This is a genomic window from Actinotalea sp. JY-7885 (genome assembly GCF_014525465.1).
Taxonomy (GTDB): domain Bacteria; phylum Actinomycetota; class Actinomycetes; order Actinomycetales; family Cellulomonadaceae; genus Actinotalea.
The window spans coordinates 1-16780 of sequence record NZ_JACEXH010000067.1; the positions used below are offsets into that span (position 1 = coordinate 1).

The 16780-nt window shown below is 75.1% G+C and carries 15 protein-coding genes; 8 read left to right on the forward strand and 7 right to left on the reverse strand.

Going from position 1 to position 16780, the window contains the following annotated elements; translation table 11 throughout:
• The first annotated feature begins 240 nt into the window (after positions 1-240).
• Complete coding sequence (locus tag IDM29_RS08140) at positions 241-837, forward strand: TetR/AcrR family transcriptional regulator (protein ID WP_182112971.1); 597 nt, start codon at positions 241-243, stop codon at positions 835-837.
• A 74-nt stretch (positions 838-911) separates the two neighbouring features.
• Here IDM29_RS08140 and IDM29_RS08145 read toward each other — a convergent pair whose 3' ends face one another.
• Positions 912-1943 carry an iron-containing redox enzyme family protein gene (locus IDM29_RS08145; protein WP_182112970.1) on the reverse strand — a complete coding sequence of 344 codons (1032 nt, stop codon included), beginning with the start codon at positions 1941-1943 and terminating at the stop codon, positions 912-914.
• A 176-nt stretch (positions 1944-2119) separates the two neighbouring features.
• On the opposite strand from IDM29_RS08145, the gene IDM29_RS17670 reads away from it, so the two are divergent.
• Positions 2120-2401 (forward strand): CDGSH iron-sulfur domain-containing protein, encoded by a 282-nt coding sequence (locus IDM29_RS17670; RefSeq protein WP_309232697.1) that lies wholly within the window; start codon positions 2120-2122, stop codon positions 2399-2401.
• 13 nt (positions 2402-2414) lie between these two features.
• The gene (locus IDM29_RS08155) at positions 2415-2915 is read left to right on the forward strand and encodes an NUDIX domain-containing protein (RefSeq protein ID WP_182112969.1); all 501 of its coding nucleotides are present in this window, start codon (positions 2415-2417) and stop codon (positions 2913-2915) included.
• 88 nt (positions 2916-3003) lie between these two features.
• Here the strand turns inward: IDM29_RS08155 and topA are convergent, their stop codons facing one another.
• Both topA and IDM29_RS08165 read right to left on the reverse strand, forming a co-directional pair.
• Positions 3004-5841, reverse strand: a complete 2838-nt coding sequence (gene topA / locus IDM29_RS08160) for a type I DNA topoisomerase (protein WP_182112968.1) — start codon at positions 5839-5841, stop codon at positions 3004-3006.
• 158 nt (positions 5842-5999) lie between these two features.
• Positions 6000-6995, reverse strand: coding sequence for a phosphatase PAP2 family protein (locus IDM29_RS08165; RefSeq protein WP_255491736.1), 996 nt, complete (start codon positions 6993-6995; stop codon positions 6000-6002).
• 102 nt (positions 6996-7097) lie between these two features.
• On the opposite strand from IDM29_RS08165, the gene IDM29_RS08170 reads away from it, so the two are divergent.
• A complete protein-coding gene (locus IDM29_RS08170; protein WP_182112967.1) occupies positions 7098-8465 on the forward strand; it encodes an FAD-binding oxidoreductase in 1368 nt (455 codons plus the stop codon).
• A gap of 57 nt (positions 8466-8522) precedes the next feature.
• Here IDM29_RS08170 and IDM29_RS08175 read toward each other — a convergent pair whose 3' ends face one another.
• The gene (locus IDM29_RS08175; RefSeq protein ID WP_370525889.1) at positions 8523-10106 is read right to left on the reverse strand and encodes a methyltransferase; all 1584 of its coding nucleotides are present in this window, start codon (positions 10104-10106) and stop codon (positions 8523-8525) included.
• Positions 10107-10111: 5 nt separating this feature from the next.
• On the reverse strand, positions 10112-10768 hold the full coding sequence (locus tag IDM29_RS08180; protein ID WP_182112966.1) for an endonuclease/exonuclease/phosphatase family protein: 657 nt from the start codon (positions 10766-10768) through the stop codon (positions 10112-10114).
• Positions 10769-10913: 145 nt separating this feature from the next.
• On the opposite strand from IDM29_RS08180, the gene IDM29_RS08185 reads away from it, so the two are divergent.
• A complete protein-coding gene (locus IDM29_RS08185) occupies positions 10914-11579 on the forward strand; it encodes a hypothetical protein (protein WP_182112965.1) in 666 nt (221 codons plus the stop codon).
• A gap of 66 nt (positions 11580-11645) precedes the next feature.
• Here IDM29_RS08185 and IDM29_RS08190 read toward each other — a convergent pair whose 3' ends face one another.
• Positions 11646-13940: a sodium-translocating pyrophosphatase gene (locus IDM29_RS08190; RefSeq protein ID WP_182112964.1), complete on the reverse strand. Its 2295-nt coding sequence runs from the start codon at positions 13938-13940 to the stop codon at positions 11646-11648.
• A gap of 189 nt (positions 13941-14129) precedes the next feature.
• On the opposite strand from IDM29_RS08190, the gene IDM29_RS08195 reads away from it, so the two are divergent.
• Both IDM29_RS08195 and IDM29_RS08200 read left to right on the forward strand, forming a co-directional pair.
• On the forward strand, positions 14130-14816 hold the full coding sequence (locus tag IDM29_RS08195) for an HAD family hydrolase (protein WP_188037410.1): 687 nt from the start codon (positions 14130-14132) through the stop codon (positions 14814-14816).
• Positions 14817-14853: 37 nt separating this feature from the next.
• Positions 14854-15750 carry an SDR family oxidoreductase gene (locus IDM29_RS08200; protein ID WP_188037411.1) on the forward strand — a complete coding sequence of 299 codons (897 nt, stop codon included), beginning with the start codon at positions 14854-14856 and terminating at the stop codon, positions 15748-15750.
• Between the two features lie 104 nt (positions 15751-15854).
• Here IDM29_RS08200 and IDM29_RS08205 read toward each other — a convergent pair whose 3' ends face one another.
• Complete coding sequence (locus IDM29_RS08205; RefSeq protein ID WP_182112961.1) at positions 15855-16190, reverse strand: STAS domain-containing protein; 336 nt, start codon at positions 16188-16190, stop codon at positions 15855-15857.
• 248 nt (positions 16191-16438) lie between these two features.
• Here IDM29_RS08205 and IDM29_RS08210 point away from each other — a divergent pair.
• On the forward strand, positions 16439-16780 hold a 342-nt coding region (locus IDM29_RS08210; RefSeq protein ID WP_188037412.1), incomplete at its 3' end, for a DEAD/DEAH box helicase.

Sequence of the window (16780 nt, forward strand, 5' to 3'; positions counted from 1 at the left end):
TGCGGCAGGGCCTCGCGTTCGCGGCCCGGGTCGCGTCCGCCTCGTGCGCGGCGGACGGCGCGCGGGGCTGGCAGCGGGACGCCGACGTCGTGCACGGCGCCCGGTCCGCCCTGACACGCGACGTCTGAGCCTGCGCAGCCGGTCCGGACCGGCGGCGGCGCCGGTCCCGGCGTGCCATCCTTCTTCGGCACCGAGGGGTGCCGGCGCCCGGCGAGGGCGCGCGCGACGGGAGGTGTGGACGTGCCGCGCATCGACGCACCGACGGTCGCCGAGCACCGGGCCGCGCGGGAGCGCGCGCTCCTCGACGCCGCCCGGGCGCTCCTCACGGACCGGCCCGAGCGACTGCCGACGCTCGCGGAGGTGGGCGAGCTTGCGGGGCTGTCCCGCTCGAGCGTCTACCAGTACTTCGGCTCGCGCGAGGACCTCCTCTCGGCGCTCGTGCGCGACTCGTTCCCACGCTGGACCGAGCGGCTCGACGCGGCGATCGCGGCGGCCGACGGGCCGCGCGGCCGGATCCTCGCCTTCCTCCGGGCGAACCTCGAGCTCGTCGCCGACGGCGAGCACGCGCTCGCCCGCACGCTGGCGGTCGTCGCACCGACGCAGGAGCTCGCCGACCGGTCGCGCACGTTCCACGACCAGCTGCTCGTGCCGCTGCGCGAGGCGCTCGTGGAGCTGGGCGAGCCGGACCCGGACACGATGACCGAGCTGGTCGTGGCGCTGCTGCACGCGGCGTCCCAGCGCGTCGAGCAGACCGGGGACCTCGATCGCGCGTACGAGGCCACGGTCGCGCTGCTCGACGGCTACCTGCGTGCCGGAGGGCACCGGCCGGCGCCCTGACGCGAGCCCACGCAGTGGGAGGAACCCGGATCACCTTCCGGACGGGGACAGGTGCCTCGGGGCGGGGCGGGGCGTCAGGCCGCGGCCGCGCGCGGGCGGCGCAGCGCGCTGGCGCCGGACTCCCAGGCCGCCAGCATCGCGGCGCCCGCCAGGCCGTCGACCGCGAGGTACGCCGCCGCGCCCCACAGGACGTCGTCGCGCACCTGAGGCTCGGCCTCGGCGAGGGCACCGGCGAGGTCGCGGCCCGCGATCTGCTCGTGCACGGCGTCGGCCTCGACGTGCTCGTCGAAGTAGAGGGTGACGTCGTCGCCGTATCCCAGGCGACGGAAGCCGTTGGCGTACCTGCGGCACGGGATCGACGACGTCATCTCGAACGCCGCGAGGTGCCCCGTGATCGCGCCGCGCAGGCGCCGGTGCAGCCCGAACAGGCTCATCATGTTGACCGACGCGAGCGTCGGCGCGGGCACGACGTCGACGTACGCGCCGTACGTGTCGTCCAGCCCCATGGCGCGCAGCGTCCGGCCGAACAGCTCGGCGTGGATGTAGCCCGGGCGGCCGCCGCCGTACTCGTCGGTCTGGATCTCGATCAGCGCGGACTTGGCCCGGCCGCTCAGGCGCGGCAGCGCCCAGCTGTGCGGGTCCGCCTCCTTGAGGTGGTAGATCGAGCGGTGGACGAGGAACTCGTGCAGCTGCTCATCGGTCGCCTTCTTCGCGATGTACGCCGAGACGCTGGGGCCGTCGTCGGCCGCGGTCAGCGCGAACAGCGCCTCGGCGATCTCGTTCGCGGTGCGCGCGTCGGTCTGCGGCACGGGGACCAGGGCCCGGATCGCGGCCTCGAACGGGCCCTCGAGCGTCGCGCGCACCCGCAGCAGGTCGGGCTGCCACTCCCAGTCCTCGTCGACCCCGTCGAGCCCGCGGTAGGAGAGCTCGTAGAGCGCCAGCAGCGAGACCTGGACGTCCTCGTCCGCCAGGACGTCGTCGGTCATGGCCACCGCACGCTCGGCCGCCGCCTGGAGGGCGGGCAGACAGGTCACACCGGCCGGGTCACCGGCGAGGGTCTCCAGCAGGAGCTCGCTCAGCGGGCCTCGGGCAGCCGGTCGTCGCATTCAGGTCCTCCTCGTCGAACGCCGTCGGCGCCACGTTGCGCCCGCGCCGACAGGGGGCGCCTTCGCGGCGTCCCGCGGTCACCCTGTCACCGGCGGTGGCCGTCCGCATCCGCAGCCCGCCCCGGCGGACGGGCCCTCGGCGCGCGGACGGGCACGGGCCGCGGTTGACTGCGGTCGTGAGCCTGAGCGAGATCCGCGGTGCCCGGACGCCCCACCAGCCCGACGACGCCGCCGCCGTCGAGGCGCCGGCCGACGGCGGCTGGGCGAGCATCACCGCCTGCCCGAACGGCCCCCTGCTCGTGCGCGGCGACGTCGAGATCCTTCTCGCCAGCGGCGAGCCCGCCCCGCGCCGGCGGCGCACGGTGGCCCTGTGCCGGTGCGGCGCCTCGGGCATCAAGCCGTACTGCGACGGCAGCCACAAGGTGATCGGCTTCACCACGGACGACGAGCCGGTCTGAGGGCACCGGTTCGATGAGCGCCCCGGAGCGCACGCTGCTCGTGGCCGCCGCCTACGTGGCGCTCCGGCGACGCGACAAGGTCCTGCTCCAGCTCCGCCAGGGCACGGGGTACATGGACGGGTACTGGTGCCTGCTCGCCGGGCACGTCGACCTCGGGGAGTCCGTGGTCGACGCCGCCGTGCGCGAGGTGCGCGAGGAGTCCGGCGTCCGGGTGGCAGCCGAGGACCTCGAGCCGCTCACGACCCTGCACCGGTTCGAGCCCGGCGGCCCGCCGGTCGAGCAGCGGTGCGACGTCTTCTTCGAGGCGTGGCGCTGGTCGGGCAGCCCGCGCCTCGCCGAGCCGGACAAGGCGTCGGCGATGGCGTGGTTCCCGCTGGACGCGCTGCCCGACGTCGTGCCGCACGAGCGCCTGGTCCTGGACCACCTGGCCCGCGGCACGCGCCCCCCGGCGCTCCTCGTCGTCCGCCTGGACCCGCCGCCGGACCGCTACCCGTCCCCCGCCGCGCCCTCCTGACGCGCGCGCCCCTGATGCGCCGGAGGGTTCCGACCGCTCAGCGGTCAGAACCCTCCGTGCGGCCGCACCCGGCCCCGGCGCGCGGCCGTCAGGACTTCTTCGCGGCGGCCTTCGGCTTGGCGGGTGCCTTGCGGGCCGGCGCCTTGCGGGTCGTCGCGCGCTTCTTGACCGGGCCGCGCGCGCGCTTCTCCGCGAGCAGCTCGGACGCACGCTCGAGCGTGATCGTCTCCACCGCGTCCTCCTTGCGGAGCGTCGCGTTGGACTCGCCGTCGGTGACGTACGGGCCGAAGCGGCCGTCCTTGACCACGACCGGCTTGTTGCTCACGGGGTCCGTGCCGAGCTCGCGCAGCGCCGCGGACGCCGACGCGCCCCGTCCGCGCTTCGGCTCGGCGTAGATCTTGAGCGCCTCCTCGAGCGTGATGTCGAACATCGCCTCCTCGCTGGGGAGGGTGCGCGAGTCGGTGCCCTTCTTGAGGTAGGGACCGTAGCGGCCGTTCTGGGCCGTGATCGGCTCGCCGCTCTCCGGGTCCGTGCCCACCACGCGCGGCAGGGAGAGGAGCTTCAGGGCGTCGTCGAGCGTGACGGTCTGCAGGTCCATCGACTTGAGCAGCGACGCCGTGCGCGGCTTGGGTGCCGCCGCGAGCGCCTTCTTCTTCGCCGCGGCGGACAGCCCCGGGTCCAGCTCGGGCTCCGGGAGCAGCTCGGTGACGTACGGCCCGTAGCGGCCGTTCTTGGCGACGATCGTCGTGCCGGTCGAGGGGTCCTCGCCGAGGACGAGGTCGCCGTCGGGCTGGGTCTCGAGCAGCTCGCGCGCCTTGTCGACGGTGAGCTCGTCGGGCGCCAGGTCCTCGGGGACCGACGCGCGCCGCGGCGTGCCGTCCTCGGTCGTGCCGCCGTCCTCGAGGTAGGGCCCGTACCGGCCGACCCGCAGCGTGATGCCCTCGCCGATGTCGATCGAGTTCACGTCGCGCGCGTCGATGTCGCCGAGGTTGGCGACCAGCCCGTGCAGGCCGTCCGCGCCGGCGACGGCGTCGTCGCCGAAGTAGAACTGGTGCAGCCAGGCCGCCCGCTCCTTCTCGCCCGCGGCGATGAGGTCGAGGTCCTGCTCCATGGCCGCCGTGAAGTCGTAGTCGACGAGGCGGTCGAAGTTCTCCTCGAGCAGCCGCGTCACGGCGAACGCGAGCCACGACGGCACGAGAGCCTGGCCCCGGTTCGAGACGTACCCGCGGTCCTGGATCACCGAGATCGTCGCGGCGTAGGTCGAGGGCCGGCCGATGCCGCGCTCCTCGAGCGCCTTGATGAGGCTCGCCTCGGTGAAGCGCGGCGGCGGGGAGGTGCGGTGGCCGTCGGCGGTCAGCTCGGAGCCGACCATCGCGTCGCCCTCCGCCATCTGCGGCAGGCGCGCGTCGGCCTCCGCCTTCGCGGACGTGCCCCCGCCGGCGCCGTCGGCCGCCTCGGTCGCGGCCTTGCCGCGCCGGCCCCGCGTGACGGGGGCCGCGGGGTCGTCGTCGGCGTAGCGGTCGACGTCGCGCCCCTCCTCGTACGCGGCCATGAAGCCGCGGAAGGTGATGACCGTGCCGGACGCCGCGAACACGGCGCGCGCCCCGGCGAGCTCGCCCGCGTCGGCCGACGTCGTCGCGGCCAGCCGGACCGAGGCCGTCGAGCCGCGCGCGTCGGCCATCTGGGAGGCGACCGTGCGCTTCCAGATCAGCTCGTAGAGGCGGAACTGGTCGCCGGACAGCTCGCGCGCGACCTGCGCGGGCGTGCGGAAGTGGTCGCCCGCGGGGCGGATGGCCTCGTGGGCCTCCTGAGCACCCTTGGCCTTGCTCGCGTAGTGGCGCGCCTTGTCCGGCACGTACTCGGGGCCGTAGAGCTCGGCCGCCTGGCGACGGGCGGCGTCGATCGCCTGCGCCGACAGCGCGGGCGAGTCGGTACGCATGTAGGTGATGTAGCCGTTCTCGTACAGCGTCTGCGCGGTGCGCATGGTCTGCCGCGACCCCAGGCGCAGCTTGCGGCTGGCCTCCTGCTGGAGGGTCGACGTCGTGAACGGCGCCGCGGGCCGGCGCGTGTACGGCTTGGTCTCCAGGCTCGTCACGCGGAAGTCGGCACCCTGCAGCCCGGCGGTGACCGCCGTGGCCCGCGCCTCGTCGAGCTGCACGACGTCGGCGCCGCTCGCCTTGAGCCGGCCGCGGTCGTCGAAGTCCCGCCCGCTCGCCACCCGCCGGTCGTCGAGCGCGACGAGCCGCGCCCCGAAGGAGCCCTGCTCCGCCTCGGTCGCCGGGGCGGACTGCGCGAAGGTCCCGGTGACGTCCCAGTACTCGGCGGCCCGGAACGCCATGCGCTCGCGCTCCCGCTCGACGACGAGCCGCGTCGCGACCGACTGCACGCGCCCGGCGGACAGGCCCTGGCGGACCTTGCGCCACAGCACGGGCGAGACCTCGTAGCCGTAGAGGCGGTCGAGGATGCGGCGCGTCTCCTGCGCGTCGACGAGCCGCTCGTCGAGCGTGCGCGTGCTCGCCAGGGCGCGCTGGATGGCCTCGCGCGTGATCTCGTGGAAGACCATGCGGTGCACGGGCACCTTGGGCTTGAGCTCCTGGAGCAGGTGCCACGCGATGGCCTCGCCCTCGCGGTCCTCATCGGTCGCGAGGAAGAGCTCGTCGGAGTCCTTGAGCGCGCGCTTGAGCTCGGCGACCTTCTTCTTCTTGTCGGCGTCCACGACGTAGTACGGCTCGAAGCCGTTCTCGACGTCGACGGCGAACTTGCCGAACGGGCCCTTCTTCATCTCCACGGGGAGCTCGGAGGGCTGCGGGAGGTCACGGATGTGCCCCACGGACGCCTCGACGACGTAGCCGTCGCCGAGGTAGCCGGCGATCGTGCGCGCCTTCGCGGGCGACTCCACGATCACGAGCTTGCGACCTGAGGCCATGCGGGGACCTGCTCTCTCATCATTCGGCCGGGAGGACGGGGCGTGCTCCCGGGACCGGGCGGGGCCGTGGCGCACGCGCCTCGACGGACCGCACCGCCCCCCGACGGTACGTCGGTCGGGGCGCACTCTACGACCTGGCGCGCTCCCCGGTCGCCGCCTCAGCCGCGGCGGCGGCTCGCCTCGGTCGCGCGGCGCAGGACCAGGACAGTGGCGAAGCACACGCACGAGACCGCGGCGATGCCCAGCGCGCCGCCCGCGTACGCCGTCACGAGCTCCCGTCCCGCCTCGAGGCCGTCGTCCACCGAGGCGACCGTCCGCTCGAGCGCGACGGCGGCCGCGGCGCCGGTCGCGCCGGCCGCCACGAGGAGGGTCGCGATCGCGGTCGCGGTGCGCCGCGGCCGGTCCCCGCCCGGCTTGCCGACGGAGCGCCCGGCCGGGTCCAGGAGGGCGCCGACGGCGCTCGCGACGCCCGCCCACGCGAGGACGACGAGCACCGCGGCGACGACGTCGCTCGGCCGGTGCCAGCCGGCGACGAGGGTGGAGACGCCCGTGACCACGGTGTAGAGCGCCCCCGCGACCGCGGTCAGCGGACGCAGGCGGCGCGGCACGACCAGCAGCAGCGCGACCGCGACGGACGCGGCCGCCGTAGTGTGGCCGCTCGGGAGCGAGGGGACGAGGTGGTCCGCGTCGATGCCGACGTCGGGCCGGTCGAGGACCCACCGCTTGAGGACCTGGGTCGTGAGGTTGGCGCCGCCCATGATCAGCGCGACCTGGACGCCCAGCACGACGCGACGGCGCAGGACCGCGAGCAGGACCGTGGCGATCAGCACGGCCGCGAGGAGCGGCACCGAGATGACGTCGAGCACCTGCTCGGCCGCGGTCCAGAGCTGGTTGCGGCCGAACTCGGCACCCTCCAGCGCGCCCATGTCGGCCGCCCGGCCCGTGCGGGACAGGACGAAGCCGCGCCACACCGCCCAGATGCCGGCGACGGCGACCACGGCGACGACCACACCCGGCGCCACCGGGGCGCGGCGCCCGGGGCCCGTCGTCGGGTCACCGCCGGCGCGCTCGCGCGGTCCCGGCAGCCTCGACGGCCCGACCGGGCGCCCCGTGGGGGGCTCGGTCGTGGGCGGAGAGCTCGGGGGCGCGGGCACGTCACCACGGTAGGCGACATGCGTGCCGCCGGGCACGGCCGCCGCACGTTCCGGGCGAAAATGCCGGTTCCGCGTGTCGGCGCCCGGGTGCACTCTGGGGTCATGTCGACGACGACGTTCGGGTCCTTGCGGGCGGCCCTCGCCGGGACGGTGGTGGCGCCCGGCGACGACGGGTGGGACGAGGCCCGGCGCGGCTGGAGCAGGGGCCTGGACCAGCGCCCCGCGGCCGTGGTGCGCGTGGCATCGGCCACCGACGTCGTCGCCGCGGTGCGCTTCGCGGCCGACGCCGGCCTGCCGGTGGCCGTGCAGCCGCGCGGGCACGGCGGGACGCGGGCGCTGGACGGCTGCCTCCTGCTGCGCACGGGCGCGCTGGACGAGCTCGCGGTCGACGTCGACGCCCGCACGGCACGCATCGGCGCGGGCGTGCCGTGGGGACGCGTCCTCGCGGCCCTCGACGGGACGGGCCTGGTGGCCCCGTCCGGGTCGAACCCGTCGATCACCGCGGTCCCCTACCTCCTCGGGGGAGGGCTGTCCTGGCTGAGCCGGTCCTTCGGCACCGGGGCGTCGATCGTCCGCGCGGCCGACGTCGTCGACGCGTCCGGCACCGCCCGGCGCGTGGACGCGGACACCGACCCGGACCTGCTCTGGGCCCTGCGCGGGGGCGGGGGCGACTTCGCCGTCGTCACGGCCGTGGAGGTCGAGCTGCCGGCGGCGCCCGAGATCTACGGCGGCCGTCTGGTGCTGCCCGGGGAGCTGGCCGGCGCCGCGTACCGGACGTTCGCCGAGGTCACCCGCACCGCGCCGGACGCCTTCACGGTGTGGGTCACGGCGATGAGCTTCCCCCCGGTACCGCAGCTGCCCGAGGAGGTGCGGGGACGCTCGTTCACGTTCGTCGACGCGGTGCATCTCGGTCCCGCGGCCGAGGCGGAGGCGCTCCTCGCGCCCTTCCGCGCCCTCGGACCCGTGCTGCGCGAGACGCTGCGCGCCCTGCGGCCCAGCGACCTCGGCACCATCAGCGAGGAGCCGGACGAGGCGCCGACGGGGATCACGGCGGTCAACGTGGCCCGGCCGGTCACGCGCGTCGACGACGCACTCGTGGACGTGGTCCTGCGGCACGTCGGGCCCGGTGCGCCCCTGACCTACTCCCAGGTCCGGCACCTCGGCGGCGCGCTGCGGCGCGCGGACCCGGCCCGGGGCGCCGGGCTGCGGGTCGAGCCGGAGTACTCGCTCTGGGCGATGGGGATGGCGCGCGACCCCGAGGGGGTCCGCGAGGGCCGGGGCGCCGTCGACCGGCTCGACCGCGACGTCGGCCCCTGGGCCACGACCGGCTCGACCCTCACCTTCCACCAGGAGGGCGCGCCGCTCACGGACGTCTACCCCGCCGACGTGCTCGGGCGCCTGCAGCGGGTCAAGCGGGAGGTCGACCCCGGCGGGGTCCTGCGGAGCAACCACCCGGTCCTGGCGGGCTGAGTCCGCGCTCGGCGCGGGCGTGCCCGGCCGACGGGTGTGCCCGGCCGACGGGTGTGCTCACCGCGGCGGGACGAGGAACCCGTCGCGCACCAGGTCCCGGACCTGCGGGAGCAGCTCCGCGGCGAGCGCGTCGGCGGGCGCGTCGAGGATCACCGCGAGCGCGCCGACCACCTGGCCCACGGCGAGCTCGCCGTCGCACGCGCCGACCAGCCCGGCCAGGGCCGTGCCCGCCCGCGCCGTCCGGCCGAACCCCCCGCCCTGGCGCAGCAGGACGACCGAGGGATCGGCCGCGCCCGGGCGCAGGTGGCGCTCCTCCGTGACGTCGCCCGCGACGGTCAGTCGGGCTCGCGCCAGCGCGTCGTCGTCGTGGGCCACGAGCCAGTCGTGCGCGCGCAGCGCCGCCGCGAGGTGGTCGCCGAGCGGGCGCCGCAGCGGACCGGTCCACTCCTCGACGCGGCGCAGGGTCGGCGCCCCCTGGGCCCGGCGCAGCAGGAGCATGCCGAACCCGACCGCCTCCACGTCGCGCGCCGCGAAGTCGTCGATCCACGCGCCGTAGGCGGCCTCCCAGCCCGCGGTGTCACGGTCGGCGGTCGCGCCGCCGTCCCGCAGCCACGTCTCGGCGTACTCGGCGGGGTCGAGGACCTCCCGCTGGACCACCCAGGCGTCCAGTCCGGCACGGTCGAGCCACGCGCCGACGCGCTCCGTCCAGGGCTCCCCGCGCCGGTGCTCCCAGTTGCCGAGGAGCTGCGCGACGCCGCCCGGGGCGAGCACGGAGCCGACGTCGACGACGAGGTCACGCACCAGGTCGTCGCCCGCACGGCCGCCGTCGCGGTACTCGTAGTGCGGCAGGCCGGCCTCGGGCGCGGCGCCGTCGCGGTGGTGCCGCGGCGTGATGACGAAGGGCGGGTTGGACACGACCAGGTCGAACCCCGGGTCGCCCGCGACGGGCTCGAGCATCGAGCCGCGCCGCAGGTCGAGGCGCATCCCGGCGAGCGCCGCGTTGAAGCGCGCGAAGGCCAGGGCCCGCGCGGACACGTCGGTCGCGACCACGTCGTCGCTGTGCGTCGCGGCGTAGAGCGCCTGGATGCCGCACCCGGTGCCGAGGTCCAGGGTGCGCCGGCGCGGCTCGCGGATCGTCGCGCGGGCGAGGCTGGTGGACGCGCCGCCGACGCCGAGCACGTGGTCAGCGCGCAGGGCGGCGCCCGTCACGGCCTCGCCCATGTCCGAGGCGACGAACCACGTCCCCGCCCCGCCGCCCGGCGCCTCGTACTCGACCGGGCTGAGGTCGACGGCCGCGCGCACGGCGTCCTGCGACGCGGCCCCGGCCGCCGTCACGATGCCGAGGTGCTCCGCGCCCCGGGCACCGACGCGCGGCAGCGCGGCGTCCAGGTCGCGGCGCGTCACGTCGTCGCCGCACAGGAACAGCCGCACGAGCACCGCGAGGGGCTCGGCCCCGGCGGCCCGGGCGGCGCGCCGGGCGGGCAGGGTCTGCTCCCGGTCGAGCGCCGCGGCCGCCACGGGGCCGACGAGGGTCTCGACGTCGGTCGCGGAGAACGAGGCGGCCCGCAGGTCGGCGTGGAGCAGCGGCAGCAGCGCCTCGTCGGTGCGCGGCGCCGCCCCGGGTGCCAGCACGCCGGGCACCGCACTCACCAGCGGAGCTCCGCGAGGACGGGGAGGTGGTCGCTCGCCGTGCGGGCGACCTCGTCGTCGATCCGCCGGACGTGCACCGCGCTGACGCCGCCCGTGGCGAGCACCGCGTCGATGCGCCGGCGGGGGTTGCGCGCCGTGAACGTCGGGCCCGTGGCCGCGGACAGGTCACGCAGGTGCAGGCCGAGGCGCCGCCACGTCGGACCGCCGGGCTCCTCGTTCAGGTCCCCCGCGACCACGCAGTCGCCGGGCGCCGACCGCACCAGGAGCATGAGGCGGTGCGCGTGCTGGAGCCGCTCGGCCTCGTGCAGGCTCAGGTGCGCGCTGATCACCCGCACCCCGGCGACCTCCGCCATGGCGAGCCCACGGCGGGTGCGCCCGGGACGCCACTTGAGCCACACGCCCTGCGTGGTCGTGGCCGTCGTGCCCTCACGCACGAGCAGCGCCGTCGTCCGGGCGCGGCCACCGCCGACGGCGACGTCGTAGCCGGCGTCGGCCGCGAGGCGTCGCAGGCGCGAGCGGCCGAAGGGGCCGCGCGGCGGCTCCTGGATCGCGACGACGTCGGCGTCGGCGCGGCGCAGGACCTCCGCGACTCCGGCGGCGTCGTCCCGCAGCTGGCGGATGTTGTACGTGAGCACTCGCAGCGACCTGGGCACCCAGCCATTGTGGCGCGTCGGAGGTCACGGTCCGGTCACCGGCCCGGCGCGCCCCTCGGTCCCGTGGTTGCATGACGGTCTGCGGCCACCGGGGCACTCGCCACCGGCGCGGCCCCGTCACCGCCCACGACCTCCTGGAGCACCGATGCGCCTGACCCGCACCGCCGCCACGCCGATCGCCCTCGCGGCGCTCCTCACCCTGACCGCGTGCACGTCCGGCGGCGACGACCCCGAGACCGCGGAGCCGACGGCCAGCGACGAGGCCACCGAGGGCGGCGACGAGCAGCCCGAGGACGGGGCGGACGGCGACGCCGCGGCCGCCGGTGGCCCGGACTGCCTCGCCGGCACCTGGTCCGTGGACGTGAGCAGCGTCGGCGAGTCGATGCTCTCCGCGCCGGGCATGGAGGAGCTCAACCCGCAGGTCGAGGTCACCGGCACGTCGACGGTGACGTTCGACGGGTCCGCGATGACGACGGTCTACGAGGACCAGGTGTCCTCCGTGACGATCGAGCTCGAGGGCGCCCCCGTGACGACCACGACCTCGTACGACGGCACGCTCGTGGCGGCCTACACGGCCACGGACACCGAGCTCACGATCAGCGACGTCGACCTCAGCGGCCTGACCGTGCGGAACACGTCGATCGTGGACGGCCAGGAGACGGAGATCCCCGGCATCGAGAGCGCCGAGGCATCAGGCGTCCCGCTCGGCGGCGTCTCGACCTACGAGTGCACCGACGACGAGCTGCGCCTCACCCCGCAGGTCGAGGGGGTCGACACCACGGGCTTCACCCAGGTGATGACGCGCGACTGAGCCACCGACGACGTGCGGCGAGGGTGGGACCTGCGGGTCCCACCCTCGCCGCACGCCGGGGCCCGGTCAGACGAGGTGCACCTCGCGCTCGAGCCTGCCCTCGCGGTCGACGGCGGCCGCCCGCAGCCGGGACACGATCACCGCGCCGAACGCGATGCACGCGGCGGCACCGGCGATGCCGAGCCGCAGCGCGTGGTTGGCGTCGTCGCCCAGGCTGACCTGGACCACCGCGGGCGCGATGAGCAGCGCGACGAGGTTCATCACCTTGAGCAGCGGGTTGATCGCCGGGCCGGCGGTGTCCTTGAACGGGTCGCCGACGGTGTCGCCGATGACGACGGCGGCGTGCGCGTCGGAGTTCTTCCCGCCGTACTTCCCGTCCTCGACGATCTTCTTCGCGTTGTCCCACGAGCCGCCGGAGTTGGCGAGGAAGACGGCCATGAGCACGCCGGCGCCGATCGCGCCGGCGAGGAACCCGGCCAGCGGCCCCACGCCCAGGCCGAAGCCGACGGCGATGGGCGCGAAGGCGGCGAGCAGCCCTGGGGTGGCGAGCTCGCGCAGGGAGTCGCGCGTGCAGATGTCGACGACCTTGCCGTACTCCGGCCGCACCTCGCCCGTCATGATCCCGGGCATCTCGCGGAACTGCCGCCGCACCTCGAAGACGATCGCGCCGGCCGCGCGGGTCACCGCGTCGATCGCCAGCCCGGAGAACAGGAACACCGTCGCGGCACCGAGGATGATGCCGACGAGCGTGATCGGGGAGATGACCTCGTAGGAGACCATCGCGAGCGCGGTCCCCGACGTGTCGAGCGCGTCGCCGAGCTCCGCCACCGCCTGGCGGACGGCGTCGGTGTACGAGCCGAACAGCGCGGTCGCGGCCAGGACGGCGGTCGCGATCGCGATGCCCTTGGTGATCGCCTTGGTGGTGTTCCCGACGGCGTCGAGGTCGGTGAGGATCTGGGCGCCCTCCGCGTCGACGTCGCCGGACATCTCCGCGATGCCCTGCGCGTTGTCGCTCACCGGGCCGAAGGTGTCCATCGCGACGATGACGCCGACGGTCGTGAGCAGGCCGCAGCCGGCCAGCGCGATGAGGAAGAGCGAGAGCGTGACGGAGCCGCCGGAGATGAGGAAGACCCCGCAGATCGCGGCCGCGATGATGCCGGCCGTGTAGACGGCGGACTCGAACCCGACGCCGATGCCGGACAGGACGACCGTCGCGGCGCCGGTCAGCGACGTGCGCGCCACGTGCAGCGTGGGCTTCGACGTCGTGCCCGTGAAGTAGCCGGTGAGCCACAGGATGACGCCGGCCAGCACGACGCCGATCGCGACGGCGAGGGTCGCGACCACGCGCGGGTCGCCCGTGTGGACGGCGAGCTCCTCGCCGACGCCCGAGAGCTCGGCGAAGGACGACGGCAGGTAGAGGAACGCGGCGGCGCCCGCGAGCAGCGCGCCGATCAGCGCCGAGGTGTAGAAGCCGCGGTAGATCGCCGCCAGGCCGCTCTCCGAGCCGCGCACGCGCGTGATGTAGACGCCCAGGGCCGCCGTCACCGCGCCGATGGCGGTGACGATCAGCGGGAAGACCAGGCCCTGCTCGCCGAACGCGACCTTGCCGAGGATGAGCGCGGCGACGAGCGTCACCGCGTAGGACTCGAAGAGGTCGGCGGCCATGCCGGCGCAGTCGCCCACGTTGTCGCCGACGTTGTCGGCGATGGTGGCGGCGTTGCGCGGGTCGTCCTCCGGGATGTTCTGCTCGACCTTGCCGACCAGGTCCGCGCCGACGTCGGCCGCCTTGGTGAAGATGCCGCCGCCCACGCGCATGAACATCGCGAGCAGGGCGGCGCCGAAGCCGAAGCCCTCGAGCACGGCGGGCGCCTGCTCGCGGTAGATGAGCACGACCGACGCGGCGCCGAGCAGGCCGAGCCCCACGACCGACATGCCGACGACGCCGCCCGTCCGGAACGCGATGCGCGAGCCCTCGATGCGCCCGTTCGGCCGCATCGCGGCCGCGGCCACCCGCAGGTTCGCGCGGGTGGCCAGCCACATCCCGAGGTAGCCGATCGCGGCCGAGAAGCCGGCGCCGAGCAGGAAGAAGATCGACCGTCCCAGCTTGACGCCGGTGTCGCCCGGGAGCAGGAAGAGCAGCGCGAAGACCAGCACCGCGAACAGCACCAGCGTGCGGAACATGCGGTTCAGGTACGCCGAGGCACCCTCCTGCACCGCGAGCGCGATCTCCTGCATCTTGGCCGTGCCCTCGGGCGCCGCGAGCACCTGGCGGCGCAGGACGACGGCGAAGGCGAGCGAGACGACCGCGATGGCAGCGATCACGCCCACGATGGTGAGGCTCGATGTCCCGAGCGACGGCATGCGTCCTCCTACGACTAGGGAGCCGCCGGCCTCGTTGCCGGCGGCGCGCGGCCCCCCTGGCCGCAGACGCGGCGAAGTCTACGGGTGAGATCTGCGTCACAGCACCCCACGGGTGCGCGGGCCGGCGCGGGGCGGCGCGAACCGCCCGCTCGACGCGCGGGGGACGGCCAGCCGGGTTAGGACTGTGGGGTGACCTCCCACGCTCCCGGTGCCGTGCTGCTCGACATCGACGGCACGCTCGTCGACTCCAACTTCCTGCACGTCCACGCCTGGGCGCGTGCGTTCGCCGACGTCGGCCGGCCCGCGGACGCGTGGCGCGTGCACCGCTGCATCGGCATGGGCTCCGACCTCCTCGTCGCCGAGATCCTCGGGGACGAGGACGCGGAGACGCTCGGCGACGACGTGCGCGAGCGCCACTCCGCGTACTACGCGGAGCTCGCGCCCCTGCTCCGCCCGTTCGACGGCGCCCGCGACCTCGTGCGCGCGATCGCCGACCGGGGGGCCGCCGCCGTGCTGGCGACGTCGGCCGCGCCCGACGAGCTCGAGAAGCTGCGCGCCACGCTCGACCTGGACGACGTCGTCGCCGGCATCACGTCCGACCAGGACGTCGACGAGGCGAAGCCGGAGCCCGACCTCGTGCAGGCCGCGCTCGACGCTGCCGGCGTGCCCGCCGAGCGGGCCGTGATGGTCGGCGACTCGGTGTGGGACGTGCAGGCCGCCGCGCGCGCCGGAGTGGCGTGCGTCGGGCTGCTCTCCGGCGGCACGTCGCGCGCGGAGCTGCGGTCCGCGGGCGCGGTCGAGGTCTACGACGACGTCGCCGACCTGCTCGCGCACCTGGACGAGAGCCCGCTCACCACCACCTGGACGACCGACTGACACCTCCATCCCGCCCCACCACCACCGAGGGAGCACCATGAGCGACCAGCACACCCCGCAGGACCCCACCGAGCAGTTCCGGCGCCCCGAGGAGCAGACCGCGCAGAAGATCGACCACCCGGGCGAGACGTCCGACATGGAGCAGCAGCCCGACCACGGCGAGGACTCCTACGTCGGCTCGGGCAAGCTCGAGGGCAAGCGGGCGGTCATCACCGGCGGCGACTCCGGGATCGGCCGGGCCGTGGCCATCGCGTTCGCGCGCGAGGGCGCCGACGTCCTCATCTCCTACCTGCCCGAGGAGCAGGAGGACGCCGAGATCACGGCGCAGCACGTGCGTGACGCGGGCCGCACGGCGGTGCTCGCACCGGGTGACATCCGCAGCGAGGAGCAGTGCCAGGCGATCGTGGACCAGGCGGTGGCCGAGCTCGGCGGCATCGACGTCCTGGTGAACAACGCGGCGTACCAGATGGCGCAGGAGAACGGGATCTTCGACATCACGACCGAGCAGCTCGACCGCGTGATGAAGACCAACATCTACGCGATGTTCTGGCTGACCAAGGCCGCGCTCGCCCACATGCAGGAGGGCGCGAGCATCATCAACACGGCCTCCATCCAGGGGTACCAGCCGAGCCCGCAGCTGCTCGACTACGCGACGACCAAGGCGGGCATCCTCAACTTCACCAAGGGGCTCGCGCAGCAGCTCGCGGAGCAGGGCATCCGGGTCAACGCCGTCGCGCCCGGGCCCATCTGGACGCCGCTCATCCCCGCCACGATGGATGCCGAGAAGGTCGGGCAGTTCGGCGCGGACACCCCGATGGGGCGCGCCGGACAGCCGGCCGAGCTGGCTCCCGCCTTCGTCTTCTTCGCCTCGCAGGAGTCCAGCTACATCAGTGGCGAGCGCATCGGCGTGACGGGCGGCAAGCCGCTGCCGTGAGCTGAGCCGCCCTGACCTGGTCAGCGACCGACGCAGAACGGCCGGTCCCCCGCTCGGGGGACCGGCCGTTCGGCGTCTGCTGCGTCTGCGTCGGCGCCAGGCGCTCAGCCCTGGAGCGCCTCGTCGAGCGACGAGTGGATCGTGAAGACCTGCGTGAGCGCGGTGATGCGGAAGACCTTGAGGATCTTCTCCTGGTCGATGACGAGCTGGAGGTCGCCGCCGACGGTGCGCACCTTCTTCAGGGCACCGACGAGGACACCCAGGCCCGTGGAGTCCATGAACCGGACGCCCGTGAGGTTCACGAGGATGTCGGTCTTCTCCGCGTCGATGAGGGAGGCGAGCTCCTCGCGCAGCACCGGGGCCGTGTAGACGTCGATCTCCCCCGTGACGTCGACCACGGTCCGGTCGCCGCTCGCGCGACTCGTGACGGACACGTCCACACCGGTCTCCTTCACAGCTCGACGTCCTGCGGAACCGGCCGCCCTCCGGCGGCCGCACCCATCCTGGGCCACGTCCGCCCGGCGCGCTCACCGAGACGCGCGCGTGCGGGCGGAGCGCTCATTGAAACAGAACACGCCCACCACCGGCGGACGCCACCCCGCCGCGAGCAAGATCGTATCCCCCGCCGGAGGCGCCGCGGACGCGTCCGCGGACCGTGGATGTCCGGCCCCGGTGGCACGATCACCCGGTGGACGAGGTCACCGGCGGCGACGCCCTGCTGAGCGTGCTGCTGGCCGGCGGCAGGCGCGCGGACCGCGTCACCCACGTCGAGCGGCTGCCGGCACGCCCCGGGCGCCGCGCGCCCTGGCCGACGTGGGCCGACCCCGAGCTCGTCGCGGGGTACCGCACGCTCGGGGTGGACCGGCCGTGGGCGCACCAGGTGGAGGCGGCCGAGGCGGCGTGGTCGGGTCGGCACACCGTCCTGGCGACCTCGACGGGTTCCGGCAAGTCGCTCGCGTTCTGGCTCCCGGCGCTGACCGCGGTGCGGCACGCGCCGCGCCGCCCCGTGCCCGACGACGCCCCGGGTGAC